28 protein-coding genes are annotated in these 25,171 nt (G+C 68.8%); 25 read left to right on the forward strand and 3 right to left on the reverse strand.

Annotation, left to right across the window (positions count from 1 at the left end):
* The first annotated feature begins 93 nt into the window (after window positions 1–93).
* From NI2_RS01345 to NI2_RS01380, 9 genes are all read left to right on the forward strand, one after another.
* Entirely contained in the window at window positions 94–1,080 is a 987-nt protein-coding gene (locus NI2_RS01345) for a Ppx/GppA family phosphatase (RefSeq protein WP_067484905.1), read from the forward strand.
* Window positions 1,070–2,797 carry an Rv0497 family membrane protein gene (locus tag NI2_RS01350; protein WP_067484908.1) on the forward strand — a complete coding sequence of 576 codons (1,728 nt, stop codon included), beginning with the start codon at window positions 1,070–1,072 and terminating at the stop codon, window positions 2,795–2,797. Before NI2_RS01345 ends, NI2_RS01350 begins: the two co-directional genes overlap by 11 nt.
* A gap of 31 nt (window positions 2,798–2,828) precedes the next feature.
* Window positions 2,829–3,686, forward strand: coding sequence for a sugar phosphate isomerase/epimerase family protein (locus NI2_RS01355; protein WP_067485853.1), 858 nt, complete (start codon window positions 2,829–2,831; stop codon window positions 3,684–3,686).
* An 81-nt stretch (window positions 3,687–3,767) separates the two neighbouring features.
* On the forward strand, window positions 3,768–4,631 hold the full coding sequence (locus NI2_RS01360; protein ID WP_067485855.1) for a thioesterase family protein: 864 nt from the start codon (window positions 3,768–3,770) through the stop codon (window positions 4,629–4,631).
* 34 nt (window positions 4,632–4,665) lie between these two features.
* On the forward strand, window positions 4,666–5,484 hold the full coding sequence (proC, locus tag NI2_RS01365) for a pyrroline-5-carboxylate reductase (protein WP_067484911.1): 819 nt from the start codon (window positions 4,666–4,668) through the stop codon (window positions 5,482–5,484).
* 144 nt (window positions 5,485–5,628) lie between these two features.
* The gene (locus tag NI2_RS01370) at window positions 5,629–5,910 is read left to right on the forward strand and encodes a helix-turn-helix domain-containing protein (RefSeq protein ID WP_371851926.1); all 282 of its coding nucleotides are present in this window, start codon (window positions 5,629–5,631) and stop codon (window positions 5,908–5,910) included.
* A 259-nt stretch (window positions 5,911–6,169) separates the two neighbouring features.
* Entirely contained in the window at window positions 6,170–6,271 is a 102-nt protein-coding gene (locus tag NI2_RS32690) for a 30S ribosomal protein bS22 (RefSeq protein ID WP_003402602.1), read from the forward strand.
* Window positions 6,272–6,457: 186 nt separating this feature from the next.
* Window positions 6,458–7,543 (forward strand): NAD-dependent epimerase/dehydratase family protein, encoded by a 1,086-nt coding sequence (locus NI2_RS01375; RefSeq protein WP_067484914.1) that lies wholly within the window; start codon window positions 6,458–6,460, stop codon window positions 7,541–7,543.
* Window positions 7,540–8,556: a lysophospholipid acyltransferase family protein gene (locus NI2_RS01380; protein ID WP_067484917.1), complete on the forward strand. Its 1,017-nt coding sequence runs from the start codon at window positions 7,540–7,542 to the stop codon at window positions 8,554–8,556. Before NI2_RS01375 ends, NI2_RS01380 begins: the two co-directional genes overlap by 4 nt.
* A 10-nt stretch (window positions 8,557–8,566) precedes the next feature.
* On the opposite strand, the gene NI2_RS01385 is transcribed toward NI2_RS01380, so the two are convergent.
* Both NI2_RS01385 and NI2_RS01390 read right to left on the reverse strand, forming a co-directional pair.
* On the reverse strand, window positions 8,567–8,872 hold the full coding sequence (locus tag NI2_RS01385; RefSeq protein WP_067484920.1) for a hypothetical protein: 306 nt from the start codon (window positions 8,870–8,872) through the stop codon (window positions 8,567–8,569).
* Window positions 8,873–8,894: 22 nt separating this feature from the next.
* Entirely contained in the window at window positions 8,895–9,917 is a 1,023-nt protein-coding gene (locus NI2_RS01390; protein ID WP_371851927.1) for an HAD family hydrolase, read from the reverse strand.
* An 87-nt stretch (window positions 9,918–10,004) separates the two neighbouring features.
* On the opposite strand from NI2_RS01390, the gene NI2_RS01395 reads away from it, so the two are divergent.
* The 5 genes from NI2_RS01395 (at window position 10,005) to NI2_RS01415 (ending at window position 15,489) form a co-directional block, all read left to right on the forward strand.
* Window positions 10,005–10,286 carry a glutaredoxin family protein gene (locus NI2_RS01395; protein ID WP_067484923.1) on the forward strand — a complete coding sequence of 94 codons (282 nt, stop codon included), beginning with the start codon at window positions 10,005–10,007 and terminating at the stop codon, window positions 10,284–10,286.
* 206 nt (window positions 10,287–10,492) lie between these two features.
* Window positions 10,493–11,437 carry a redox-sensing transcriptional repressor Rex gene (locus NI2_RS01400; RefSeq protein ID WP_174552168.1) on the forward strand — a complete coding sequence of 315 codons (945 nt, stop codon included), beginning with the start codon at window positions 10,493–10,495 and terminating at the stop codon, window positions 11,435–11,437.
* Entirely contained in the window at window positions 11,434–12,828 is a 1,395-nt protein-coding gene (locus tag NI2_RS01405; protein ID WP_067484926.1) for a glutamyl-tRNA reductase, read from the forward strand. Before NI2_RS01400 ends, NI2_RS01405 begins: the two co-directional genes overlap by 4 nt.
* A gap of 58 nt (window positions 12,829–12,886) precedes the next feature.
* Window positions 12,887–13,921, forward strand: coding sequence for a hydroxymethylbilane synthase (hemC, locus tag NI2_RS01410; protein ID WP_067484929.1), 1,035 nt, complete (start codon window positions 12,887–12,889; stop codon window positions 13,919–13,921).
* The gene (locus NI2_RS01415) at window positions 13,918–15,489 is read left to right on the forward strand and encodes a bifunctional uroporphyrinogen-III C-methyltransferase/uroporphyrinogen-III synthase (protein WP_067484932.1); all 1,572 of its coding nucleotides are present in this window, start codon (window positions 13,918–13,920) and stop codon (window positions 15,487–15,489) included. The genes hemC and NI2_RS01415 overlap by 4 nt, the downstream gene beginning before the upstream one ends.
* A 56-nt stretch (window positions 15,490–15,545) precedes the next feature.
* Here NI2_RS01415 and NI2_RS01420 read toward each other — a convergent pair whose 3' ends face one another.
* The gene (locus NI2_RS01420) at window positions 15,546–15,827 is read right to left on the reverse strand and encodes a hypothetical protein (protein ID WP_067485858.1); all 282 of its coding nucleotides are present in this window, start codon (window positions 15,825–15,827) and stop codon (window positions 15,546–15,548) included.
* Window positions 15,828–16,068: 241 nt separating this feature from the next.
* Between NI2_RS01420 and NI2_RS01425 the strand changes: the two genes are divergently transcribed.
* The 11 genes from NI2_RS01425 to resB all read left to right on the forward strand — a co-directional run bounded on the left by NI2_RS01425 (window position 16,069) and on the right by resB (window position 25,154).
* Window positions 16,069–17,247, forward strand: a complete 1,179-nt coding sequence (locus NI2_RS01425) for a serine hydrolase domain-containing protein (protein WP_084475779.1) — start codon at window positions 16,069–16,071, stop codon at window positions 17,245–17,247.
* Window positions 17,248–17,289: 42 nt separating this feature from the next.
* On the forward strand, window positions 17,290–18,267 hold the full coding sequence (hemB, locus tag NI2_RS01430) for a porphobilinogen synthase (protein WP_067484938.1): 978 nt from the start codon (window positions 17,290–17,292) through the stop codon (window positions 18,265–18,267).
* A complete protein-coding gene (locus tag NI2_RS01435) occupies window positions 18,264–18,776 on the forward strand; it encodes a hypothetical protein (RefSeq protein ID WP_067484941.1) in 513 nt (170 codons plus the stop codon). Before hemB ends, NI2_RS01435 begins: the two co-directional genes overlap by 4 nt.
* 255 nt (window positions 18,777–19,031) lie before the next feature.
* Window positions 19,032–19,310 (forward strand): hypothetical protein, encoded by a 279-nt coding sequence (locus NI2_RS01440; protein WP_067484945.1) that lies wholly within the window; start codon window positions 19,032–19,034, stop codon window positions 19,308–19,310.
* An 84-nt stretch (window positions 19,311–19,394) separates the two neighbouring features.
* Window positions 19,395–19,616, forward strand: coding sequence for a hypothetical protein (locus NI2_RS01445; RefSeq protein WP_067484948.1), 222 nt, complete (start codon window positions 19,395–19,397; stop codon window positions 19,614–19,616).
* A gap of 164 nt (window positions 19,617–19,780) precedes the next feature.
* The gene (gene hemL / locus NI2_RS01450; RefSeq protein WP_067484951.1) at window positions 19,781–21,127 is read left to right on the forward strand and encodes a glutamate-1-semialdehyde 2,1-aminomutase; all 1,347 of its coding nucleotides are present in this window, start codon (window positions 19,781–19,783) and stop codon (window positions 21,125–21,127) included.
* Entirely contained in the window at window positions 21,124–21,855 is a 732-nt protein-coding gene (locus NI2_RS01455; protein WP_371851928.1) for a histidine phosphatase family protein, read from the forward strand. The genes hemL and NI2_RS01455 overlap by 4 nt, the downstream gene beginning before the upstream one ends.
* Window positions 21,852–22,493: a TlpA disulfide reductase family protein gene (locus NI2_RS01460; RefSeq protein WP_067484954.1), complete on the forward strand. Its 642-nt coding sequence runs from the start codon at window positions 21,852–21,854 to the stop codon at window positions 22,491–22,493. The genes NI2_RS01455 and NI2_RS01460 overlap by 4 nt, the downstream gene beginning before the upstream one ends.
* On the forward strand, window positions 22,490–22,717 hold the full coding sequence (locus NI2_RS33465) for a hypothetical protein (RefSeq protein ID WP_133733852.1): 228 nt from the start codon (window positions 22,490–22,492) through the stop codon (window positions 22,715–22,717). The genes NI2_RS01460 and NI2_RS33465 overlap by 4 nt, the downstream gene beginning before the upstream one ends.
* Window positions 22,717–23,529: a cytochrome c biogenesis CcdA family protein gene (locus tag NI2_RS01465; protein WP_067484956.1), complete on the forward strand. Its 813-nt coding sequence runs from the start codon at window positions 22,717–22,719 to the stop codon at window positions 23,527–23,529. Before NI2_RS33465 ends, NI2_RS01465 begins: the two co-directional genes overlap by 1 nt.
* The gene (resB, locus tag NI2_RS01470; RefSeq protein WP_067484959.1) at window positions 23,529–25,154 is read left to right on the forward strand and encodes a cytochrome c biogenesis protein ResB; all 1,626 of its coding nucleotides are present in this window, start codon (window positions 23,529–23,531) and stop codon (window positions 25,152–25,154) included. The genes NI2_RS01465 and resB overlap by 1 nt, the downstream gene beginning before the upstream one ends.
* Window positions 25,155–25,171: the final 17 nt, after the last annotated feature.

Below are 25,171 nucleotides of genomic sequence, written 5' to 3' on the forward strand. Positions count from 1 at the left end.
CGCGATGGGGCCTTCGCCTTCGGTCACAAGTTCTGACGCTAACAGTTCAGTCGCCTGCCCTGTACTCCCGGATCACCAAGTACCGTATTCGGAGTGCGGCTAGGTGTTCTCGATGTCGGAAGCAATACCGTTCACCTGCTGGTGGTGGACGCGCATCGTGGTGGACACCCGATGCCCATGAGCTCGTCGAAGGCGGCATTGCGCCTGTCGGAGAACATGGACGGCGACGGTCGGATCACCGAGGCGGGCGAGGCGCGGCTCATCACGACCATCACCGAATTCGCCGATCTGGCCCGCAAGGCCAAGTGCGTGGAACTGATGCCGTTCGCCACGTCCGCCCTGCGTGAGGCCACCAACTCCGAGGAAGTGCTCACCCGGGTGCGGGCGAGCACGGGTGTCGATCTGCGGGTGCTTTCCGGCGAGGACGAGGCGCGGCTGACGTTCCTCGCGGTGCGCCGCTGGTTCGGCTGGAGCGCCGGGCGCATCCTCAACCTCGACATCGGCGGCGGTTCGCTCGAGATGTCGAACGGCGGCGACGAGGAGCCCGATGTCGCGCTGTCGCTGCAGCTCGGCGCAGGCAGGCTGACCAGGGAATGGTTAGGCGACGATCCGCCGGGCAAGCGCAAGATCGCGGTCCTGCGCGACTGGCTGGAGGCCGAACTCGTCGTCCCGTCCAAAACCCTGATCGAAGCGGGGAAACCCGACCTCGCCGTCGGCACGTCGAAGACGTTCCGTTCGCTGGCCAGGCTCACGGGAGCGGCACCCTCGGCCGCGGGTCCGCGGGTGCGCCGTACACTGACCAGCTCCGGTCTGCGCCAGCTGATCGCGTTCATCTCCCGGATGACCGCCTCGGATCGCGCGGAACTGGAAGGTGTGAGTTCGGACCGGTCCCAGCAATTGGTGGCCGGGGCTTTGGTCGCGGAGGCGAGTATGCGGGCGTTATCGCTCGACAGCATCGAGATCTGCCCTTGGGCGCTGCGCGAAGGGCTGATCCTGCGCAAACTCGATACCGAACCCAACGGGGGTGGCCCGGTGGCGATGCCGCCGGTGGAACCGGTAGGGAGACAGCATGAGTGGTGAGGATTCCAAACAGCTCTCGGTAGCCGAACTGCTCGCGCGCAACGGTGCGCAGGGCGGGTCGCCGCCGTCCTCCGGTGGCGGCAGGCGGCGCCGCAGCGGCCGTGGGGTCTCGGTCACCGACCTGACCGGTGAGAACGCTGTGGTCCGGACGGGTGGCCGCTCACACGCCGCGCCCACCGAGACACCGCCCGAACCGCCCAGCTACGAACCACCCAGCTACGAACCGCCGAGCTACGAACCGCCCGCGAGCCAACAGCCCGCGCCGTATCCGCCGCCCGGCCCCGCCGAACCGGCGTACTCACCGATCTCCGGCCCGATCACCCGCCTCGATCCGACCGCGGACCCCCTCGCGCCCACCGCGTCCCGGTCCGGCTCCGATCCGTTCGGCCCCTTCCGCGCCGAAGCCCGCGACACGCGCCAGAACGGCAGGCTCGGTGTGCCCGGCGGAACGACGCAACCCGTCGACCCCGGTATCGCCGAGCTGTTCGGTTCCGGTGCGTTGCCCGCCGTCGGCGGTGGCCGTCGCCGCAAGGCCGACGACGGACCCGAGTACCCGGAACCGGCCGCACCAGCCGCACCGCCGGTCACCGGTGGCCGGGCCGCGCGCCGCCGCGCCGCCGAGGCCGCGGAGGAAGCCGCCGAACCGCCCGCCGCGAGCGGGTACGCGGCCTCGCTGCACGAGTCGGGAATCGACGCGCCGCGCGCGTTCATGGGTCGTCCCGGCCAGACCCCAGGCTTCAACGCCTTCCCGGATCTCGGATTCGAGAACCACCCGAGCGTCGAGCCGACGCCCTATGAGCCGCCCGCCTACGAGCCGCAGGCTTTCAATGGCAGAGACAGCGGGTACCCGGCGTCGAACGGTTACCCCCAGCCGACGCAGGCCTACAGCCCCGCACCCGCGGCCCCCGCCGACCCGCGCCCGTCGCTCGAGCGCAGGCGTGATGCGGGCAAGGGTGGCGGTCTGCCGTCGTGGTCGGCCCGAAGGCATCGCCCCGCGCAGGATCAAGCGTCCGAAAGCGCCGGTGTCCCGACGGCGGCGTGGTCGCCGATCAGTCAGGAACAGCCGCTGCTCGCCGGTGACTCGGTGGCGGCCGATCTGCTGCGTCAGCGTGCCGAGATCGACGCCACCGCCGACGCGCGCACCGAGGTGTATCGCCTCGGCGGCGTCGAACCGGCGACCGACGACTACGCCGAATCCGACTACACCGACCGCGATTACGCCGACAACGACTACTCCGACACCGACTACGGCGACTACGACGAGTACGAGGACGACGACTACGAGCCCGAGCCGAAACCGAGCCGGGCGAGCAGGCGGGCCGCGACCAAGGCCGCCGCGGCCAAGGTGGCGGGCCGTGCGAGATCCCGTGCCAAGAGCCGGGTCGCGTCGTCACGCAACCGGTCGGCGGCGGGTGGCCGGATCTCCCGGTTCACGGCCAAGGCGCCCGCCGACGATCATCGCCGCGAGTGGATGATGCTCGGCGCGCAGAGCGCCGGTGCGGCCGTTGCGGGCATGTTGCTGTTCAAGGGTTTCGAGACGATGTGGGAGACGCTGCCCTGGGTGGCGCTCGCCCTCGCGATGGTGGTGATCCTCGGTCTGGTCGCGCTGGTTCGGGTGCTGCGCCGCACCGACGACATCTTCAGCACGGTGATCGCCGTCATCGTCGGCGTCTTCGTGACGCTCGGACCGCTAGCCTTCCTCCTCAGTACCAGCTGAATACAGGGAGTGGGCCGTGGGGAACATCGAGATCGGGCTGTCGACGGCGTCGGTTTATCCGGAGAACACCCAGGCGGCGTTCCGCTATGCCGCCGAATTGGGTTACGACGGAATCGAATTGATGGTGTGGGCCGAACCGGCCAGCCAGAACATCGACACCGTGCAGTCCTATGCCAAGCGCTACGGCGTCCGGGTGCTCGCGGTGCACGCGCCGTGTCTGCTGATCTCCCAACGGGTCTGGGGCGCGGACCCCGTGGCGAAGCTGGAACGCAGTGTGCGCGCGGCCGAGGCGCTCGGTGCCGACACCGTGGTCGTGCACCCGCCGTTTCGCTGGCAGCGCCGCTACGCCAGGGGTTTCGCCGAGCAGGTCGGTGAACTCGAGGCGCACCACCCGGTGAAGGTGGCGGTGGAGAACATGTTCCCGATGCGGGCCGACACCCTGTTCCGTGAGGGCGCGGTGCGCAGGCTGGAACGTCGCGCGGGACCAGGGCGCGCGGTGAGCGCGTTCAGCCCGTCCTACGACCCGACCGATACCGGTTTCGACCACTACACCCTCGACCTGTCGCACACCGCGACGGCGGGAACCGACGCGCTCGAGCTGGCCCGGCGGATGGGCGAGGGCCTGGTGCACCTGCATCTGGCCGACGGCCGCGGCGCCGCCCACGACGAGCACCTGGTCCCCGGCGACGGCACCCAGCCGTGCGCGCAGCTGTGTGAATACCTGGTGGACACGGGTTTTCGCGGTCACGCCGTCGCCGAGATCAACACCCAGAACGCGCGGACCACGGCCGCCCGTTCGGCCCTGCTGGCACGCACGCTCGAATTCGCGCGCCGTCACCTCACGGGCGCCACGCCCGACCCGCAACCCCGCCACGCCGACCTGCCGTAATCATCGCGACGAACTCGGGAATATGCCGAGCGGCACCGTGCTTGTACGCTGTACGAAAGTGCACCGCGACCAGGAGTGACGATGACGCGAGAACTCGCGACCGACGCGCCGTTCAGTCAGGTCATCGACCTGACCGAGCTCACCACCACCGATGCCGAAACCGGCCGCTACGCCGGTGTCATCGACCCCACCTGGACCATCGGCCCCAAGGTGCACGGCGGCACCATGGTGGCCGCCAGCGCCGCCGCGGCGACCCGATGGCTCACCGAGGCCGACGCCTCCTACGCCCGCATGGCGCCCATCGCGGCCAGCTCCGACTTCCTCGGTGCCCCCGATCCGGGCAAGGTCGAGTACGCGGTGCACATCCGCAAGAAGGGCCGCCAGATCTGCCTGGTCGACGCCGAACTGATCCAGAACGACCGCACCCTGGTGCGCACCGCGTTCACCTTCGGCCACCTCGACGCCACCGCCACTCGCTGGAGTGGCCCCGACACCGACATGCCCGCCGAGCCCACCGACACCGCGCTCCGCTACACCCCGGACTCGCCGATGGGCAAGATCGTGCACGTCAGCCAGAGCGCGCACGTCCTGCTCGACCCCACCTGGGGCGAATTCCTGCGCGGTGAGACCGGCGATCCCCGGCTGCGACTGTGGATCCGCCCCTTCGACGGCGACGAAGCCGACCCCCTGGCCCGCGCCGCCTTCGCGATGATGGCCGCCGACATGAGCCCGCCGGTGCCGATGAACCTCGGCCACTTCGGCTGGTCGCCGACGGTCCAGATGACCACCTACCTGCGTCGCGTCCCGGCACCCGGCTGGCTGCGCGTCATCGCCACCTCCCGCGAAGTCGGCGAGCGCATGTTCGACGAGGACCAACTGGTCCTCGACTGCACCGGTGCGGTGGTCGCCCAGAGCCGCCAACTGGCACTGATCCCCGCCAAGTAACAATCGCGGCCACACCACCACTAACCTTGGCCGCATGACGAGAATTGCTGTTGTCGGTGGTGGGCGGATCGGTGAGGCGCTGGTCGCCGGATTGCTGGAAGCCGGTCGGGCGCCCAAGGATCTGGTCGTCGTCGAGACGCACGCCCCCCGCGCCGCGCAGCTGGCCGAGCGGTTCAAGGTGCGCGTCAGCGCGTCGACCTCCGATGCCGTCGTAGGGGCGGACATCGTCGTCCTCGCGGTGAAGCCGACCGTGGTCGACTCGGTACTCGCCGACCTGTCCAAAGCCGACCTCGACAGCGGCCGCGAGCAGGTGCTGGTCTCGCTGGCCGCGGGCATCACGACCAGCCACCTGGAGTCGAAGCTACCGGCCGGGTTCCCTGTGGTCCGGGTCATGCCGAACACCCCGATGCTGGTGGGGCAGGGCATGTCCGTGCAGGCGCCTGGCCGCTACGCCGATCCCGAGCAGTTGGAACTGGTCGGGGAGATGCTCGAGGCCGTCGGCAAGGTCGTCACGGTGCCGGAAACGCAGATGGACGCCGTCACCGCCGTCTCCGGGTCCGGCCCGGCGTACTTCTTCCTGGTCGTCGAGGCCATGATCGACGCCGGTGTGGGCCTCGGCCTCACCCGCGAGATCGCCACCGAACTGGTCGTGCAGACCATGATCGGCTCGGCCGCGCTCATCGACGAGAGCGGGCAGAACGCCGTCGATCTGCGCGCCGCGGTCACCTCGCCCGGCGGCACGACGGCCGCGGCATTGCGCGAACTCGAACGCGGTGCGATTCGGTCGACTTTCATCGAGGCATTGCAGGCCGCCAAGCGTCGATCCGTGGAACAGGGCGCGTCCAGCGAATGACACGCGGGCGCCCGGCGCGATAACCGATTTCTCACACCCGTCGCAGTAATCCCACTGGCACCGCTAAGCTCGTAGAAGCACGTGCGTGTCTGTTCCGCCGGTGGGGAAGCCGGCGGCGCGGACGTGCCGGAGGTCAATGGTGCCATGATGTCTGCGAACAGAATGTCCAGTAATTCACCGGCGTCCGGCGGTGGATCGGGGTCACCCGCTCCACGAGTCGGTGCCACTCCGCAACCGGTGATCGGCGGTGGCACACAGTTTCTCACCGTCGCCGAAGTCGCCGATCTCATGCGGGTGTCGAAGATGACGGTGTACCGGCTCGTGCACTCGGGCGAACTGCCCGCGGTGCGGGTCGGACGCTCGTTCCGGGTGCACGCGAAGGCGGTGCACGACTACCTGGAGACGTCGTACTTCGACGCCGGATAAGGTTCTCGGCCGCCTCGATCCTGGACTGACCGGAGGGTGCGACGAAGGAGTGCCCGCAGGGAGGGAAGGATCGAGGCCTCGGGGCCGAGAACCCGCGGCACCCGTGCCGCCGACAGCGCTGTAGCATGGACAATCGGTTCGTGTCCGCCTGCCGGTGGCACCGCTTCGTGGTGTCCGGTGCGCCCCGGCGGCGCGGGCACCAGACGACGCACGCGACACCGCGTGTGCATGCCGAGTAGAGAGAACGCGAGGAAACCCTATGGGTTCTGTGATCAAGAAGCGCCGCAAGCGTATGTCGAAGAAGAAGCACCGCAAGCTGCTTCGCCGCACACGTGTTCAGCGGCGCAAACTCGGCAAGTAAGCCTGCGTGCCCGCGAGAGCCCGTCACCTTTCGAGGTGACGGGCTCTCGCTGTGAAATGTCCCGGTTTGTAAATCTCGCTGTGCGATAACGGGTTGTCCTCGTTAAAAGCTGGTAGATCGTGTCGGCGGGTGGCGCGAATGCGGCTACTCTGGTACGCGGAAATCATGAGAAGCAGGGGGCTTTGAGTGGGGTCAGGTCAGGGTTCCGATACGCGGGAACGCCACGAACCGAAAGTCGTGCTGGTCACCGGTGCCAGCCGCTACTTCGGTAGCCGGATCGCGTCCCGATTCGCCGCCGATCCCGGTGTCGAACGGGTGATCGCGGTGGACACCATGCCCCCCGGACGCGAGGTGCGCCGTCGCCTGGGTCGTACCGAATTCGTCCGCGCCGACATCAGGAATCCGCTGATCCGCAAGGTCGTCGAGAACAACAACGTCGATACCGTCGTCCACGCGGCCCTGCTCACCCGCCCGCCGGCGCGCGGCGGTCGCGCGGTGATGAAAGACCTGAATGTGCTCGGGTCGATGCAACTGCTCGCGGTGTGTCAGAAGGCGCAATCGGTGCGTCGCGTCGTCGTGCGTTCGTCGTCGGCCGTGTACGGCTGCAGCGCCAAGGACCCGGCGAAATTCACCGAGGAAATGAGTGCGCGCACGCCACCGGCCGGGTGGTTCGCCCGCGACATGATCGATATCGAGGCGCTCGTGCGCGCGATGGCGCGGCGCAGGTCCGATATGTCGGCGTCGATTCTGCGGCTCGCCCCGATCGTCGGTCCCAGGCTGGCCGACAGCGGCGTGCAATACCTGCGGTCGCCGATCACCCCGACCGTGCTCGGGCGCGAAGCCCGGATGCAGTTGCTGCACGAGGAGGACGCGGTGGCGGTACTCGTACACGCCGCCTCCCGCGCCCACGGTGGCACCGTCAACGTGGCCGGAGACGGCGCGCTGGCGATGTCGCAGGCCATCCGCCGGGCCGGGCGCATCGCCGCCCCGGTACCCCTCTTTGTTTTCCGCACCGTCGGCCGGAGCCTGATGGGTCCGGTCATGCGCGGTTTCAGCGGCGAACAACCCGACTACTTCTACTTCGGTTGCGGTCTCGACACCACCCGCATGCGAACCGAACTCGGCTTCACCCCGCGCTGGACGACGGTCCAGGCATTCGACGACTTCATCGCGGGCGCAGCGTTGCGGCCCGTCTTCGATCCGGCATGGATCGACGCCGCGGAACACAAACTGCTCGGCCTCATCGGGGCCGGTTCAGGAGCGCACACATGAACGAAGGAGCGAAAGTCATTCGTCTCGACGTGAATGTCGAGACCCGGCACCGGCCGTCGTCCCGGCGTAAACCGGACGTTCCGGTCCAACCCACCCCCGTCACCGCCCTGAGCGATCACCGGCCGGGCATGCCGACCCAGCCGCCGAAGTCGCTGTCGGAAACACTGCGCGACGCTCTCGGCAAGCAGATCGAGAGCACCGCGGAATTCGCGCGGCGCAGGCTCACCGGTGACTACCAGATCGACGAATTCGGCTACGACAAGCACCTGCTCGAATCGGTGATCCTGCCCGCGCTGCGGCCGCTGTCGGATTACTGGTTCCGGGTGGAGGTGTCCGGGATCGAGAACATTCCCGCCACCGGCGGCGCGCTGCTCGTCGCCAACCACGCGGGCACGGTTCCGCTCGACGGGCTCATGCTGCAACTGGCCGTGCACGACAAGCATCCGGCCCACCGCGCGCTGCGCCTGCTGGCCGCCGACCTGGTGTTCGAGCTGCCCGTCTTCGGTGCGCTCGCCCGCAAGGCCGGGCACACCCTCGCCTGCCACCCCGATGCCGAACGGCTGCTGCGCTCCGGACACATCGCCGGGGTGTTCCCCGAGGGCTTCAAAGGTGTCGGCAAGAACTACGCCGACCGGTACAAGCTGCAGCGTTTCGGTCGCGGTGGATTCGTGTCGGCGGCGGTGCGCACCGGTGTGCCGATCATCCCGGTGTCGATCGTCGGCTCGGAGGAGATCTACCCGAAGCTGGCCGACATCAAGCCGCTGGCCCGTCTCCTCGGCCTACCGTACTTCCCGGTGACCCCGCTGTTCCCGCACCTCGGCCTGCTCGGCGCGATCCCCGTCCCGTCGAAGTGGTACATCGAGTTCGGTGAGCCGATCGCGACCACCGCCTTCGAACCGGAGGAAGCCGACGACCCGATGACGATGTTCGAGGTCACCGACCAGGTGCGCGAAACCATCCAGCAGACGCTTTACAAGCTGCTGGCCAAGCGCCGCAACCCAGTCCTCGGCTAGGAGCAGGTCACTACGGCTCGGTGAACTCGCCGAGCGCACGCAGATCGAATTCGCCGATCACGGCGTCGAGCAACCCGGCGGGCAATGTGCCCACCGGGTAGGTCACGTTCAGCCACAGCAGCGGGAGCCCGCCCGCCGCGCGTACCAAGACCGCAGGGTCGAGAAGTTCCCGAGCCAGCTCGTGCTCGGTTCGAAATGCTGCAGCACGCCAGGTGAGTCGGTCGATCGGCGCGATCAGTGGCCGAAGCGCCCGGCCGAGATCAGCGAGCCGCTGGTAGTCCTCGGCGGTGCTACCTGCCGGATAGGTGGCGCTCACATACTCCCGGCACGTGCGCCGCTCAACCACGCTTGCGGGTGATGGCCGCGGCGACAGCGCCACCCGCCGCGCCGAGGGCGAGGGCGGTCGGTACGCCGATCTTGGCGGCCTTGCGGCCGGTACGGAAGTCGCGGATCTCCCAGCCCCGGTTCTTGGCCACCTCACGCAGGTCGGAATCGGGGTTGATGGCCACGGCCGTGCCGACCAGCGACAGCATGGGCACGTCGTTGTGGCTGTCGGAATACGCGGTGCACCGCTTCAGGTTCAGGCCCTCGCGGATGGCGAGGGTGCGCACGGCGTGGGCCTTGCCGAGGCCGTGCAGGATGTCGCCGACCAGGCGACCGGTGAACTTGCCGTCGACGCTCTCGGCGACGGTACCGAGCGCACCGGTGAGCCCGAGCCGCTTGGCGATCACATTCGCCAACTCCACCGGGGTCGCGGTCACCAGCCACACCTGCTGACCCGCGTCCAGGTGCATCTGCGCGAGCGCGCGGGTGCCCGGCCAGATCTTGTCGGCGATGATCTCGTCGTAGATCTCCTCACCGAGCATCGCCAGCTCGGCCGTTGGCCGACCAGCGATGAAACTGAGCGCCTTCTCCCGCCCCGAGGCCATATCGGAGGAGTTCTCCTTGCCGGTGACCCGGAATTTCACCTGTTTCCAGGCGACGTCGACCAGATCGGAGGTCTTGAAATACTTGCGGGCCGCCAGGCCACGCGCGAAATGCACGATCGAGGCACCCTGCACGAGGGTGTTGTCGACGTCGAAGAACGCGGCGGCGGTGAGGTCGCGCGGCACCTCGGGGCCCGCGTCGGTGCCCTGTTCGGCCAGTTCGGCGTCGTGCAGCGTAAGGGCGGCATCGGCACTGGCCTCACCGGCCAGATTCGCGCGCAGTTCCTCCTCGCTGGGCCCGAACGGGCTGCGCGGCAGCCGCGCGAACTGTTCCTGCAGCTCCTGGCCGAGGCGGCTGGGCTGCCACCGCGCAGGGAACTCGCCGAATCGCCCTGCGACGAATCCGGCCCTAGTCACCTTCGAACGTTCCGGCACCAGTACCCTCCGCTAGTCGCGCGAACATGTCCACAGTAACCGGATTCGCCGACATGCCGCGGCGAGCCCGGGGATTAAATAAGAGCCATGACGAATCCCACACCAACCGTGACCCTGTTGACGCGCGCCGGTTGCGGAATGTGCAGCATCGCACTCGCCCAGTTGGAGGCCATCTGTGGTGATTTCGGTCTCCCGGTACAGACCGTCGATGTCGACGAAGCCGCGGCAACCGACCCGGCGTTGCGTGCCGAATACGGTGATCGGCTCCCCGTTGTGCTGTTGGACGGCCGTGAACACAGCTATTTCGACGTCGACGAGCCACGTTTGCGGGCCGATCTGAGCCGTTTCGCTGGTCGCGAGCGAAAATGAGGCCAAATTCACCGACTTTGTGAACGCCTGCACAAGCGGTTACGGTGGTGGCACGCAATCCGCACCGCCGCCTTCAGCAGCGGTGGTGATCGGGTTTGTACGCCCCCCATGGCACCGGTCGCTGCCTCGAGACGCAGCGGCCCACAACCGGTGAAGCAACGACAGGTACCGGACCGCGATCAGGCCCGGAACGAGGAGCCGACGACGTGACAGAGCAGCACGAGACGCCGACAGGCGCCTCCGGCAAGGCTCTCGCGCGGGATATCCCGCAGGCCACGGTGACTCGTCTTGCTACCTATCTCCGAGTTCTGGCCGGCATGGCCGACTCCGGTGTTGCCATCGTATCGAGTGAGGAACTGGCTGTCGCGGCGGGTGTCAATTCGGCGAAGCTGCGTAAGGATCTTTCCTTCCTCGGACCCAACGGTGTGCGGGGTGTCGGCTATGACGTAGCCAAGTTGCGCACCAGGATCGAAGATGTGCTCGGTCTGTCGCAGGGACATCGGGTGGTGCTGATCGGTGCGGGCAACCTCGGCCGCGCCCTGGTCGGCTATGGCGGTTTCGGGGTACGCGGCTTCACCGTGGTCGGCATCTTCGACAACGATCCGGCGGTGATCGGTCAGTCGTACGCCGGTCTCGTCGTGCGCGATGTCGAGCTGCTCGTCGCCCAGATTCCCGCTCTCGCCCCCACGATCGCGCTGCTCGCGGTCCCCGACGAAGCCGCGCAGGACGTGTGTGACCGGCTCGTCGACGCCGGGGTGCTCTCGATCCTGAGTTTCGCCCCGTGCGAGCTGCGCGCGCCCGCGCACGTGCAGATCCGCCGGGTGGATCTGGCGATGGAACTGCAGATGCTGTCCTTCGACGCCGCCCGCAACGACGCGCCGCCGCTGCCCGAGGTCGCCCACGCGAGCCCGGGCCGGGTCGCGCGCCGGGTGCCGCCGCAGAACCATCCCGCCCTCAATCACCCCGCGCCGGTCGAACCGGCGCGCGGCAGGCCGCCGCGTCGCACCGCGCCGCATTCGGCCAACCCGCATGCGGCAACGCCAGCCAAGCACCCAGGGATCGGTGATCACCCCATGAGCGAGCGTCAGCGAGCGAACCAACAGGCAGGCGCGCGTGCGCGCGTGACCGAACCGGGCGAGGTGCAGTCATGAGCATTCTGCTTGTCGGGATCTCCCATCGCAGTGCCCCGGTTTCGGTGCTGGAGAAGGTGGCTGTCAGCGAGGCCGACCGGCCCAAACTGGTCGACCGCTTGCTCGAGTCGAGTCACGTGTCCGAGGCGATGATCGTCTCCACCTGCAACCGGGTGGAGGTGTACGCGGTGGTCGACGCCTTCCACGGCGGCCTCGACGTGGTGGGCGAGCTGCTCACCGAACACTCCGGGATGGCCTTCGCCGACCTCACCAGGCATGCCTACGTGCGCTACAGCGAGGCCGCCGCCGAGCACCTGTTCGCGGTGGCCAGCGGGCTCGACTCGATGGTCGTCGGCGAGCAGCAGGTGCTCAGCCAGATCCGCAGCGCCTACGCCAGTGCCGACAACCAGCAGGCCGTCGGCCGCACCCTGCACGAGCTGGCCCAGCACGGGTTGCGCGTGGGCAAGCGGGTGCACGCCGAGACCGGGATCGACCGGGCCGGCGCCTCCGTTGTTTCGGTCGCGCTCGACCGGGCGCGCGGCGTGATCGGTGATCTCACCGGGCGCACCGCCGTGGTACTCGGCGCGGGTGCCATGGGTGGCCTTGCCGTGGCGCATCTTTCGCGGGCGGGCATCGGCCGCATCGTGGTGGTGAACCGCACGCTCGATCGCGCGCATCGGCTCGCGGAGACCGGGCGCACCATGCACGGTGTCGACGCCGTCGCGGTGGAGACGGGCGGGCTCATCGACGCCATGGCAGGCGCCGACGTCGTCATCACCTGTACCGGCGCAGTCGGGGCCGTGGTGACCCTGGCCGACACCCACCGGGCCCTCGCGGGCCGGGCGAACACCGGTGCGGCCGAGCGGCCACTGGTGTTCTGCGACCTCGGCCTGCCCCGCGACGTGGAACACGCCGTGGCCGGGCTGCCGGGTGTCGTCGTGATCGACATCGAGTCGCTGCAGCGCGATCCGGCCGCGGGCGCCGCGGCCGACGACACCGCCGCCGCCCGTGCGATCGTCGCCGACGAACTCACCAAATACCTTGCCGGGCAACGCATGGCCGAGGTCACCCCAACGGTGGCCGCGCTGCGTCAGCGTGCCGCCGAGGTGGTCGAGGCCGAGCTGCTCCGCCTCGACTCGCGGCTGCCCGACCTGGCCGATCCGGCTCGCGACGAAGTGGCGCGCACCGTGCGCCGCGTCGTCGACAAGCTGCTGCACGCGCCGACGGTGCGGGTGAAGCAGCTGGCGTCCACGCCGGGCGGTGACAGCTACGCCGAGGCGCTGCGCGAGCTGTTCGAGCTGAAACCCGGTGCGGTGCAAGCGGTTGCCGCGCCCATGGAGGTCGCCGCGGCCGAGTCCGCGCTGGCCGACGACTTCACCGCGGGACACCTCGGCGACGGGCAGTCGGCATGACCGCCCGCGCCGTGACACACAACCAGACGAAGCCCGGACGTGCGAAGAAGGGCACATCATGACCACGACAGTGCAGGAAGAGGACACCGTGACCGCAGGAAGCACTCGTGCGCCCTGGCGGATCGGCACGCGCGGCAGCCTGTTGGCGCTGACCCAGGCGGGCACCGTGCGCGACGCCCTGATCGCGGCGGGCCAGCCCGCCGAACTGGTCGTGATCAAAACTCCCGGCGATCTGTCGTCGGACCCGGTCCAGAAGATCGGCGTCGGCGTGTTCACCTCCGCGCTGCGCGACGAGCTCGCTCTCGGCGGTATCGATATCGCGGTGCACTCGTACAAGGATCTGCCGACCGCGCAGGACCCGCGATTCACCATCGCCGCGATCCCGCCCCGCGAGGACCCGCGCGATGCGCTGGTCGCCCGCGACGGGCTCGTGCTCGGTGAGCTGCCGGCAGGCGCGAAGGTCGGCACCTCCGCGCCGCGCCGCGCCGCGCAGTTGCGTGCCCTCGGACTCGGTCTCGACATCCTCCCGCTGCGTGGCAACATCGACTCCCGGCTGCGCAAGGTGAGCGAGGGCGAACTCGACGCCATCGTCATCGCCCGCGCCGGCCTGTGCCGGATCGGGCGCACCGAGGCCATCACCGAATCACTGGAGCCGGTGCAGATGCTGCCCGCTCCCTCCCAGGGCGCGCTCGCGGTGGAGTGCCGCAGCGACGACCCGCAGCTGATCGAGGTGCTGTCCGGTCTGGACGACGCGCCGACCCGATACGCGGTGGAAGCCGAACGGGCGCTGCTCGGCGAACTGGAGGCCGGTTGCACCGCGCCGATCGGCGCGCTCGCCGAGGTCGTCGAGTCGATCGACGAGGACGGCCGGATCTTCGAGGAACTGTCGCTGCGTGCCTGCGCCGCCGCGATCGACGGTTCCGATGTGTTGCGGGCTTCGATAGTCGGCGCGCCGGAGGACGCCGCCGAACTCGGGCGCACGCTGGCCCGCGAACTGCTCGACCTGGGTGCCCGCGCCCTGCTGAGCGTCGCCGATGAGCCCGCGCCCGCCACAGACTTCCCTAATTCCAGCCCGATGGAGAACAACCGATGAGCAGCCGAGCCACCAAGAAGCAACCCGGGCGGATCCTTTTCGTCGGATCCGGCCCCGGCGACCCGGCCCTGCTGACCGTGCGCGCCCGCGAGGTGCTCGAGCGGGCGACGCTGGCGTTCACCGATCCCGATGTGGACAAGGGTGTGCTCGCCCTCATCGGCGTGGCAGTGGAACCGGGCGAGGACGGTGAACGTCCGGTGGACGTGCGTCCGGCGCTCGGCGAACCCGCCGAGGTGGCCAAGACGCTGATCGCCGAGGCCCGCAACGGCCACGACGTGGTCCGCATCGTCACCGGCGACCCGCTGACGACCGATTCGGTGATCAACGAGGTCAACGCGGTCACCCGCTCGCACATGGTGTTCGAGGTGCTGCCCGGTCTGCCCAACGGTTCGGCGGTGCCGAGCTATGCCGGTATCGCGCTCGGTTCCGGGCACACCGAGGCCGACGTGCGTGGGGAAGTGGACTGGGCCGCACTGGCCGCCGCTCTCGGCCCGCTCGTGCTGCACGCCACCTCCGGCCACCTGGCCGAGACCGCGAGCGCGCTGGTGGAGCACGGGCTCGCGCCGCAGACCCCGGTGGCGGTGACCGTGCGGGGTACCACCCGTCAGCAGCGCACCATCGAGGCCACGCTCGCCTCGCTGAACAACGCCGCTTCCGAGCTGGTCGGCCCGCTGGTCGTCACGGTCGGTAAAGAGGTCGAGAAACGCTCGAAGATGTCGTGGTGGGAGTCGCGGGCGCTGTACGGCTGGACCGTGCTCGTGCCGCGCACCAAGGATCAGGCCGGTGAGATGAGCGAACGGCTCGTCACCCACGGTGCCATTCCGATGGAGGTGCCGACCATCGCGGTCGAGCCGCCGCGCAGCCCCGCGCAGATGGAACGCGCGGTGAAGGGTCTGGTCGACGGCCGCTACCAGTGGGTGGTGTTCACCTCCACCAACGCGGTGCGCGCGGTGTGGGAGAAGTTCGCCGAGTTCGGTCTCGACGCGCGGGCGTTCTCCGGTGTGAAGATCGCCTGTGTGGGTGAGGCGACCGCCGAGAAGGTGCGCTCCTTCGGCATCAACCCCGAACTGGTGCCGAGCGGTGAACAGTCCTCGGAGGGCCTGCTCGCCGACTTCCCGCCTTACGACGACGTGTTCGACCCGGTGAACCGGGTGCTGCTGCCCCGTGCCGACATCGCCACCGAGACCCTCGCCGAGGGCCTGCGCGAACGCGGCTGGGAGATCGACGACGTCACCGCCTACCGCACGGTGCGTGCGTCGCCGCCGCCCGCGGAGACCCGCGAGATGATCAAGACCGGCGGTTTCGACGCGGTGCTGTTCACCTCGTCCTCCACGGTCCGCAATCTCGTCGGTATCGCGGGTAAGCCGCACGCGCGGACCATTGTGGCCTGTATCGGCCCGAAGACCGCCGAGACGGCGATCGAGTTCGGTCTGCGCGTGGACGTGCAGCCCGAGACCGCGCAGGTGGGCCCCCTGGTGGAGGCGCTGGCCGAGCACGCGTCGCGCCTGCGCGCCGAGGGTCTGTTGCCGCCGCCGCGTAAGAAGAGCCGCCGCAGCAGCAGCCGCTAGCCATCGTAGATACCCCGAAAGCCCGCCCGTCACGGCGGGCTTTCGGCGTATCAGGGTCATCGGCTGTAGCGCAGCAGCGTGCGCACGAGCCGGCAGGTGGCATCCGACGGCGCGCGCAGGTCGATCTTCTCGGCGGTGCGCCGGATGGTGTCGTTGGTCGCTTGATTCGGCAGGTACACACCGGAATCGAGCAGGGCGATGGTCAGCCGCATGGCCTTGAGCCTGCGGTTGTGCGCGATGTACCAGCGGCGCGGACGGCCTGCGGGCAGCCGCTTCTTCTCCAGCGGGACGTAGGGCTCGGTGATGAAGGTCTTTCGTTGTGCGGCAATGGCGTTCATCGGCGTCCTCCCTCGCGAACGGACCGCGCTGTGTGCGGCGCGATCCTCGAACACGCTTTCGATTGTATCGGGAGGCACCGACAAGTTTCGTCGCTCACTATCGGAAGTTGTTGTGCTGGTAGGCGATTGGGAGTTATCCACAGGTTTGCCGCGGGCGATTGTGCTCGGTGCCCGAGGCGATTCGGCAATAGCTGTCGGACCGCTGTGATCTAGTGGCGTCACGCGAACGGGAGGAGATGCGATGACGCTCGACCCGATAGACCAACGCCTCGGCGCACACGTGGCGGCCGACGAACTGCTCGGCCTGGCCTGGCTCGTCGACGATTCGAACACCGTGGCCACCGGTGCGATCGGTCATCTGGATGCCGCGCGCACGACGCCGGTGCGGACCGACACGATCTTCCGGATCTCCTCGATGACCAAGCCGCTAACGGCCGTCGCGGCATCGATCCTGATCGAGGACGGCGTCATCGACCCCGCCGAACCGGTCGACCGCTTACTGCCCGAGCTCGCCGATCGACAAGTGCTCACCCATCCGGCTGCCGAGATCACCGACACGGTCGCGGCACGACGGCCCATCACGGTCGACGACCTGCTCACCTTCCGGCTCGGGTGGGGCATGGATTTCACCGACTTCTCGCCGAAGCCGTTCACCGCGGCCTGTGCCGAGCTGGGCCTCGGCGCCGGTCCGCCGACCCCGGCCGAGATGCCGCCGCCGGACATCTGGCTCGCCCGGCTCGGCACCCTGCCATTGCAGTTCCAGCCGGGGGAGCGCTGGCTGTACCACGTCGGCTCGGCGATCCTCGGCATCCTGATCGCCAGGGCGGCGGGCAAACCGCTGTCGCAGTTCCTGTCCGAACGGGTGCTCGACCCGCTCGATATGCCCGACACCGGATTCAGTGTCGCGCCCGGCAAGCTCGACCGCTTCGGCCCGCATTTCGTCGAGGTCGACGGCGAGCGTGTGGTCTTCGATCCGGTCGACGGCCAGTGGAGCAGCCCACCGGTATTCGAAGGCGGTGGCGACGGACTTGTCTCCACCCTCGCCGACTTCCATCGTTTCGCGCGGATGCTGTCCGGCGGCGGTGAACTCGACGGAACGCGGATCCTGTCCGAACGGTCCGTCGCGGCCATCACCACCAACCATCTGACGGCCGAGCAAATCGCTCGCGGCGGGCCCGAGCCGGACGGCAGTGCCGGCTGGGGTTACGGCGTGGGCGTACAGCTGACCGACCGTCCCGACGGCCCCCGCGCAGGTGCCTACGGCTGGGCGGGCGGTCTCGGCTCCAGCTGGACCAACGACGGTCCGGTGACCGCGATCCTGCTCACCAACCAGATGTGGAATTCGACCGGACCGCTACCGGTGTTCGCGACCTTCGAGCAGATTCTCGGCGAACGCAGCCGCCTGTCCGGCGGGGCATAGGCGCCGGTGCGGGCCGTATAGCGCAGGCGTATTCTGCGGGCTATGACCGCTTTCGACCGCCCGCGGCGGTTGCGCAGGACACCCGCATTGCGTCGGCTCGTCGCCGAAACCACGCTCGAGCCGCGCCACCTGGTGCTGCCGATGTTCGTGGCCGACGGGATCGACGAACCGCGCGCGATCAGCTCGATGCCCGGCGTGTACCAGCACTCGCTCGACTCGCTGCGCAAGGCCGCCGTCGAGGCGGTGACCGCCGGCGTGGGCGGTCTCATGCTGTTCGGTGTGCCGCTGCCCGAGGACAAGGACGCCACCGGCAGCCAGGCCAGCGACCCCGACGGCATCCTCAACCGCGGGTTGCGTGCGCTGGCCGAGGAAGTCGGTGACTCGACCGTCGTCATGGCCGACACCTGCCTCGACGAATTCACCGATCACGGCCACTGCGGCGTGATCGGGACCGACGGCGCCGTCGACAACGACGCCACCCTGCACCGCTACGTGGAGATGGCCCTCGCCCAGGCCGAGGCGGGCGCCGACCTGCTCGGTACCAGCGGCATGATGGACGGCCAGGTCGGCGCGATCCGGCGCGGCCTCGACGCCGTCGGCCGCACCGACACCGCGATCCTGGCCTATGCCGCCAAGTACGCCTCGGCGTTCTACGGCCCGTTCCGTGAGGCGGTCGGTTCGTCGCTCGAGGGCGACCGGCGCACCTACCAGCAGGACCCGGCCAACCGCCGTGAGTCGTTGCGCGAGCTCGATCTCGACCTCGCCGAGGGTGCCGACATCGTGATGGTGAAGCCCGCGATGTCCTACCTCGACATCCTGCGCGACGTCGCGGACCGTTCGACCGTCCCGGTCGCGGCCTACCAGATCTCGGGCGAGTACGCGATGATCACCGCCGCCGCCGAGCGCGGCTGGATCGACCGCCGTGCCGCCGTGCTGGAATCGCTGGTCGGCATCCGGCGGGCGGGCGCGGACATCGTGCTCACCTACTGGGCGACCGAGGCCGCACACTGGCTGTCGTGATCGTTCCACCGAACAAACCGGAATCCCGTCCGATGCCCGAGGACGTGGGCACCGCCAAGCAGCTGTGGTTCGCCGTCGCTGCCCTCGGTGTGGTGTACACGGGCGCGAGCGTGGCCGCCATGACCGGGCAGCGCGACGAGCTCAGCAAGCAGTTCCTCGACGAAATGCACAAGAGCGACCCGAATATCCCCGCCTCGACCGTCGATCTGATGGTGACGGCAGCCTTCGTGCTCACCGCGATCGTCGGGGTGCTGCTGGCGGGCGTCACCGTCGCCATCGCCCATCAGCTGGGGCGCGGTAAGAACTGGGCGCGCACAGTGCTGACGGTGGTCGCGGTCTGGCTCGGGATCGGTGCCGTCGCCACCATGTTCAGCTTCTCCGGCGACACCGGTGTGGCCGCGATGGTGAGCGGTGGCACGTCGATCGTGCAGGGTGTGCTCGCCGTCGGCGCGGCGTACCTGTGTTTCCGACCGGACTCCGTCGGGTACTTCCAGAAGAACCCGAGATGAACAACAGGCCCATTGGCCGCTGACGCGCCGCCGTGTATCGTGAGGATTGTCACACAGTGGCAGTAATGGTGCTGCCAGGGGAGCGGAGGCAACGATGCGCGTGGTGATCGAGCAACCCCACAGTCTGCGGCGCGATTGTTTGGTGATCGGGCTGCTCGTGCTGCTCGGGCTGACCACCATCGCCCTTGTCCTGCTACCCAGCGTCGTCTGACCCACGAGCCCGCGCTCGCTCGCGGCCCTGGCAGGATCGCACGCATGAAACGCTGGATCGTCGCGGTGTCGGTCGAACTCGGCCTGGCCGCCGTGTGCTTTGCCGGTGCCGTCGCCAGTTGGGGCAACGCCCGACGAAGTACCGAATTCGTCGGCAGCGATGAGCATTCCGGTTTCGAGGCCGTGCGGTACGTGCCGCCGATGCTGGCGTTGTCGACCGGGCTCGTGATCCTCGCCGGGTTGTTCCTGATCGACGCGGTCGCGCGAACCCTTTCGGCTCGCGAACGACGTGTAGCGTTGCGCGCCGCGGGTCCGATGGTCTGAGGGAAGTCGAATTCCGATGTGCGCGTTGGGATTCGAACACCCGATGCCGGGTCCGTCGAAGCGGGCCCACCAGGAGGAAACTCGATGACCAAGTTCACCGCAGGGATATTCGCCGTCGGCGCCGCAGTCGCCACGATCGCGCTCGCCGCGCCCGCTCAGGCCGAGGCCGGTCTGCCGCTCACCCCGATGGCCGCGGACCCCGCCGCGGGCGGCTTCGCCCCGGAGACCGGTTCGAGCGGCATCTACAACGGCATCATGTGTCAGCTGCACACCATCTCGGCCGACGTGCCCTGCATGTACACCTAGTAGGTCTTCCGACGCCGACGTGCGCCGCGACCTGCTGTTGCCAGGCGCGGTAGCCGTCGGCATCGCGGCGTGTCGGGCGTGTCGTCGGTGGGTCGCTGCGGTCTGGGTCACTGTGCTCCACCCTGTCGTCCGGCGTGCCGAGGCGAGCTGAGACACTGGAATTCGTGAGTTCTTCTCCGCGCGCGACCACGGCCAGTTCGTCGCAGGTACCGATTTCCGCCCAGCTCTTCGAGCGGGCGGCTTCGGTGATCCCGGGTGGTGTCAATTCCCCGGTCCGTGCGTTCAATTCGGTCGGCGGCACGCCCCGGTTCATCTCCTCGGCCAGCGGCTACACCCTCGTCGACGCCGACGGCAACGAGTACGTCGACCTGGTGTGCTCTTGGGGCCCGATGATCCTCGGACACGCTCACCCCACCGTCGTCGAGGCGGTGCAGCGGGCCGCCACCGGCGGACTGTCGTTCGGCGCGCCCACCGAGGCCGAGATCGAACTGGCCGAGGCCATCGCCGCCCGCGTGGAACCCGTGGAGCGGGTGCGCCTGGTCAACTCCGGCACCGAGGCGACGATGAGCGCGGTCCGGCTGGCGCGCGGCTTCACCGGGCGCTCCAAGATCATCAAGTTCTCCGGCTGCTACCACGGCCACGTCGACGCCCTGCTGGCCGACGCGGGCTCGGGCGTGGCGACGCTCGGCTTGCCGACCTCGCCGGGTGTCACCGGTGCTCAGGCCGCCGACACCATCGTGCTGCCCTACAACGACCTCGCCGCCGTCGCCGCCGCCTTCGAAGCGCACTCCGGCCAGATCGCCTGCGTCATCACCGAAGCCGCCGCGGGCAACATGGGTGCCGTCGCCCCGCTGCCCGGTTTCAACGAGGGCTTGCGCACGCTGGCTCACGACAACGGCGCGCTGCTCGTCATGGACGAGGTCATGACCGGCTTCCGGGTGAGCGCCTCGGGTTGGTACGGCCGCGAAGGCGTGGCCGGTGACCTCTACACGTTCGGCAAGGTGATGAGCGGTGGCCTGCCCGCCGCCGCGTTCGGTGGCCGCGCCGAGATCATGAACAACCTCGCCCCCCTCGGCCCGGTCTATCAGGCGGGCACGCTGTCGGGTAACCCGGTCGCCGTCGCGGCGGGCCTGGCGACGCTGCGCGCGGCCGACGACGAGGTGTACGCGGCGCTCGACCGCAACGCCGATCGGCTCGGCGGCCTCTTCGCGAAAGCGCTCACCGAAGCCGGGGTGGAGCATCAGGTGCAGTTCGCAGGCAATATGGTGAGCGTGTTCTTCGCCGATCGCCCGGTCACCGACTATGCCGCCGCCAAGGCGAGTCAGACCTGGCGTTACCCCGCCTTCTTCCACGCCCTGCTCGACGCGGGTGTGTACGCGCCGCCGAGCGCGTTCGAGGCATGGTTCGTCTCCGCGGCGCTCGACGAGGACGCGTTCGACCGTATCGCCGCCGCTCTGCCCGCCGCCGCCCACGCGGCCGCGGCCGCCACCCCCGAAGGATCGCAAGCGTGAGCTCCGACCAGCCCGACGCACTCCCCACCCCCGTCGCCGACGAGGCGCCGCACCCGGCGCCCGCCGCCGCCCCGCCCGGTCTCGACCACGATCCGTCGAGCGTGGAAACCATCGTCCACGTACTGCGCCACGGCGAGGTGCACAACCCCAACGGCATCCTCTACGGCCGTCTGCCCGGTTTCAGCCTGTCGGTGACCGGTCGTTCGCAGGCCGCCGCGGTGGCCCGTTCGCTGTCCGATCACGACATCTCCCTGGTGATCGCGTCGCCGTTGCAGCGCGCGCAGGAGACCGCCGCCCCGATCGCGGCCGCCCACGATCTCATCGTGCGTACCGACGAGAACCTGGTCGAAGCGGGCAACACCTTCGAGGGTCTTCGCGTATCGGTGGGTGACGGCGCGCTGCGCAAGCCGAGGCACTGGTGGAAACTGCGCGACCCGTTCACTCCGTCGTGGGGCGAGCCGTACCTGCAGATCGCCCATCGCATGCTCGCCGCCGTGAACAAGGCGCGCGTCGAGGCAGCGGGCCACGAGGTGGTGCTGGTGTCGCACCAGCTGCCCGTGTGGACGCTGCGCCGTTTTCTGCAGGGTCAGCGCCTCTGGCACGACCCGCGCAACCGCCAGTGCTCGCTCGCCTCGCTGACCTCGCTGGTCTATCACGGCGACACGCTGGTCGACATCGTCTACTCCGAGCCCGCCGGCGCGTCGGATCCGTCGGTTCACGGCGCATGAAGCTACGCACCGCATCGGGTAACGCCCGTGGCCATCGGCTGCGGGCGCTGACCGCCGTGCTGTCCGCCCTGCTGGTCGTCGTGGCCGCGGCGGGCTGTTCGACCGGTACCGATGCGGTGGCCACCGGCGGCGGCACGTTCGAATTCGTGTCGCCCGGTGGTAAGACTGACATCAGATACGATCCGCCCGCCACGCGCGGCACGATCGGTACGCTCGCGGGGCCCGATCTGATGAACGAGGGAAAGACCGTTTCGGTCGATGATTTCCCCGGTCAGGTCGTGGTCGTGAATCTGTGGGGACAGTGGTGCGGCCCGTGCCGCGCCGAGTCACCCGCGCTCGAGAAGGTGTACGCGGCGACCAAGGACAAGGGCGTCGCATTCCTGGGCATCAATGTGCGCGACCACCAGCGTGACAAAGCCCAGGACTTCGTAGTGGACAACAAGATCGCGTATCCGTCCATCTACGACCCGTCGATGCGAACCTTGCTCGCCCTCGGCGGAAATTTCCCAACCAGTGTTATCCCGACCACGTTGATCCTGGATCGTCAGCACCGGGTCGCCGCGGTCTTCCTTCGCTCGCTACTGGCCGAAGACCTGCAGCCCGTGGTCGAGCAACTCGCCCTCGAGGAGAAGCAGTGAGTCGTCGTCGTCCCGGAAATCTGACCGCGTGTCGCCCCCGCCAGGGTGCCCGCCGCATGGGAGCGGGGTGGACCGTCGATGATCGTTGGGCGGGCATCGCCACCGTCCCGCGCAGCGTCGCCGGTGCGGGCCTGTTCGAGTTCGGTCCGGTCGAGCCGGCCGAGACCGAGCGCACCCTGTCGTTGCCCCGCGACGAGCAGCGTGACGAGGACACCTCCGAGTGATGGTTCTTGCCGCAGTCGGGGACTCGTTCCAGCAGACCGCGGCATCGGGACCGTTGCTGTTGGCGCTGGGTGCCTGTCTGCTCGCGGGCCTGGTGTCGTTCGCTTCACCGTGTGTCGTGCCGCTCGTGCCCGGCTACCTGTCGTATCTGGCCGGCCTGGTCGGTGCCGAGGCGCCACCTGCCTCGACCGCCCAGGTCGCCACGCTCACCGAGCAGCGCCGTAGCGCGAAGCTGCGGGTCGCCGGTGCCGCCGGGCTGTTCGTCGCCGGGTTCACGGTGGTATTCGTGCTGGCCACGGCCACTGTTTTCGGTGTGATCCAGACGCTCAACGTCAACCGCGAACTGCTGCAGCGCATCGGTGGTGTGGTGACGATCCTGATGGGTCTGGTCTTCATCGGCCTGGTGCCCGCGTTGCAGCGCGATACGCGGATGGAACCGCGCCGGTTCACCAGCATCGTCGGTGCGCCCCTGCTCGGCGGGGTGTTCGCGCTCGGCTGGACGCCGTGCCTCGGCCCGACGCTGTCGGGGGTGATGGCGGTGTCCGCCGGTACCGAGGGCACCACCGCCGCGCGCGGTGTGGCGCTGATCGTGGCGTACTGCCTCGGCCTCGGCTTGCCGTTCGTGGTGCTGGCCTTCGGCTCGGCGGGTGCGCTGCGTGGGGTGGGCTGGTTGCGGCGTAATTCGCGCACCATTCAGGTAATCGGGGGTGTTCTGCTCGTCGCCGTCGGCGTCGCGCTGGTCACGGGGGCTTGGGATCAGTTCGTCGGCTGGGTGCGTGACGGGTTCGTCTCCGAGGTGACCCTGCCGATCTGATGACTGACACACTGACTCCCCCCGCTGCCTCCGCCCCGCCCCGCCAGTCGCTTCCCGGCCGCGCCTGGGCGCTGGTCCGCAACACGTGGCGTGGCCTGACCAGCATGCGCACGGCGCTGGTTCTGCTGTTCCTGCTCGCCCTGGCCGCCATTCCCGGCGCGCTGCTGCCGCAGCGCAGCCTGAACGCGCAGAAGGTCGACCAGTACATCGCCGACCGGCCGACGCTCGGCCCGTGGATGGACCGGTTCGAACTGTTCGACGTGTTCGGCAGTTTCTGGTTCACCGCCATCTACGTGCTGCTGTTCATCTCGCTGGTCGGCTGCATCCTGCCGCGCTGCTGGGACCACTACAAGGCGCTGCGCACCCCGCCCGTCGCCGCCCCGCGCAACCTCGGGCGGTTGCCGCATCATTTCGACGAGACCGTCGATCGTGACGCCGACACCGTGATCGAGCAGGCGCGCGAACAGTTGCGTGGCTGGCGTACCGAGGTCCGTCCGGGCAACCGCGACGGCGAGATGACGATCTCCGCCGAGAAGGGGTATCTGCGCGAATTCGGCAACCTCGTGTTCCATCTGTCGCTGGTGGGGCTGTTGGTCGCGATCGCGCTCGGCAAGCTGTTCGGGTACGAGGGCAATGTCATCGTGATCGCCAACGGTGGTCCCGGTTTCTGCACCACCTCGCCCGCGGTGTTCGACTCGTTCCGGGCGGGCAATGTCAACGACGGCACCGGGATGACCCCGCTGTGCGTGAAGGTCAAGGACTTCAAGGCCGATTACCTGCCCACCGGTCAGGCCGAGATGTTCACCTCGAACATCGACTACCAGGCGGGCGAGGACCTGACCACCGATACGTGGCGCAGCACCGAGCTGCGGGTGAATCACCCGTTGCGCGTCGCCGGTGATCGCGTCTACCTGCAGGGGCACGGTTTCGCGCCGACGTTCACCGTCACCTTCCCGAACGGGCAGACCCGCACCGAGACCATCCAGTGGCGTCCCGACGACGCCCAGACCTTCCTGTCCAGCGGTGTGCTGCGCATCGACCCGCCCGGCGGCATGTACGCCACCGAGGAGGAACGCCGCCAGAACCAGATCGCCATCGAAGGTCTCTTCGCGCCGACCGCGATGTTCCACGGCAGTCTGCTCACGTCGTCGTTCCCGAAGATGGACGATCCGGCTGTCGCCGTGGACATCTACCGGGGCAATACGGGCCTCGACACCGGCCGTTCGCAGTCGCTGTTCGCACTGGACCCGGAGATGGTGAAGCAGGGGCGGCTCATTAAGGAAGCGCGCGTCAACCTGCGGCCCGGCGAGTCGACCACCCTGCCCAACGGCACCAAGGTGACCTTCGACGGCGCCGAGGAATTCGTGAATCTGCAGGTCTCGCACGACCCCGCCCAGCAGTGGGTGTTGGTGAGCGCGCTGACCATGATGGCGGGTCTGCTGGTTTCGCTGCTGGTGAAACGACGCCGGATCTGGATCCGGGCGTACCCCGCCGACCCCGAGGCAGGTACCGTGGATCAACGACGAACCGTAGTAGAGATGGGCGGCCTCGCCAGAAGCGATCAAGCGGGCTGGGGCGGCGAATTCGATCGACTGCGGGCACGGTTGCTGGGAGCGGAGAAGTGATGCGGAGCGCACGCGAC

This window comes from Nocardia ignorata NBRC 108230 (assembly GCF_001612905.1).
Taxonomy (GTDB): Bacteria; Actinomycetota; Actinomycetes; order Mycobacteriales; family Mycobacteriaceae; genus Nocardia; species Nocardia ignorata.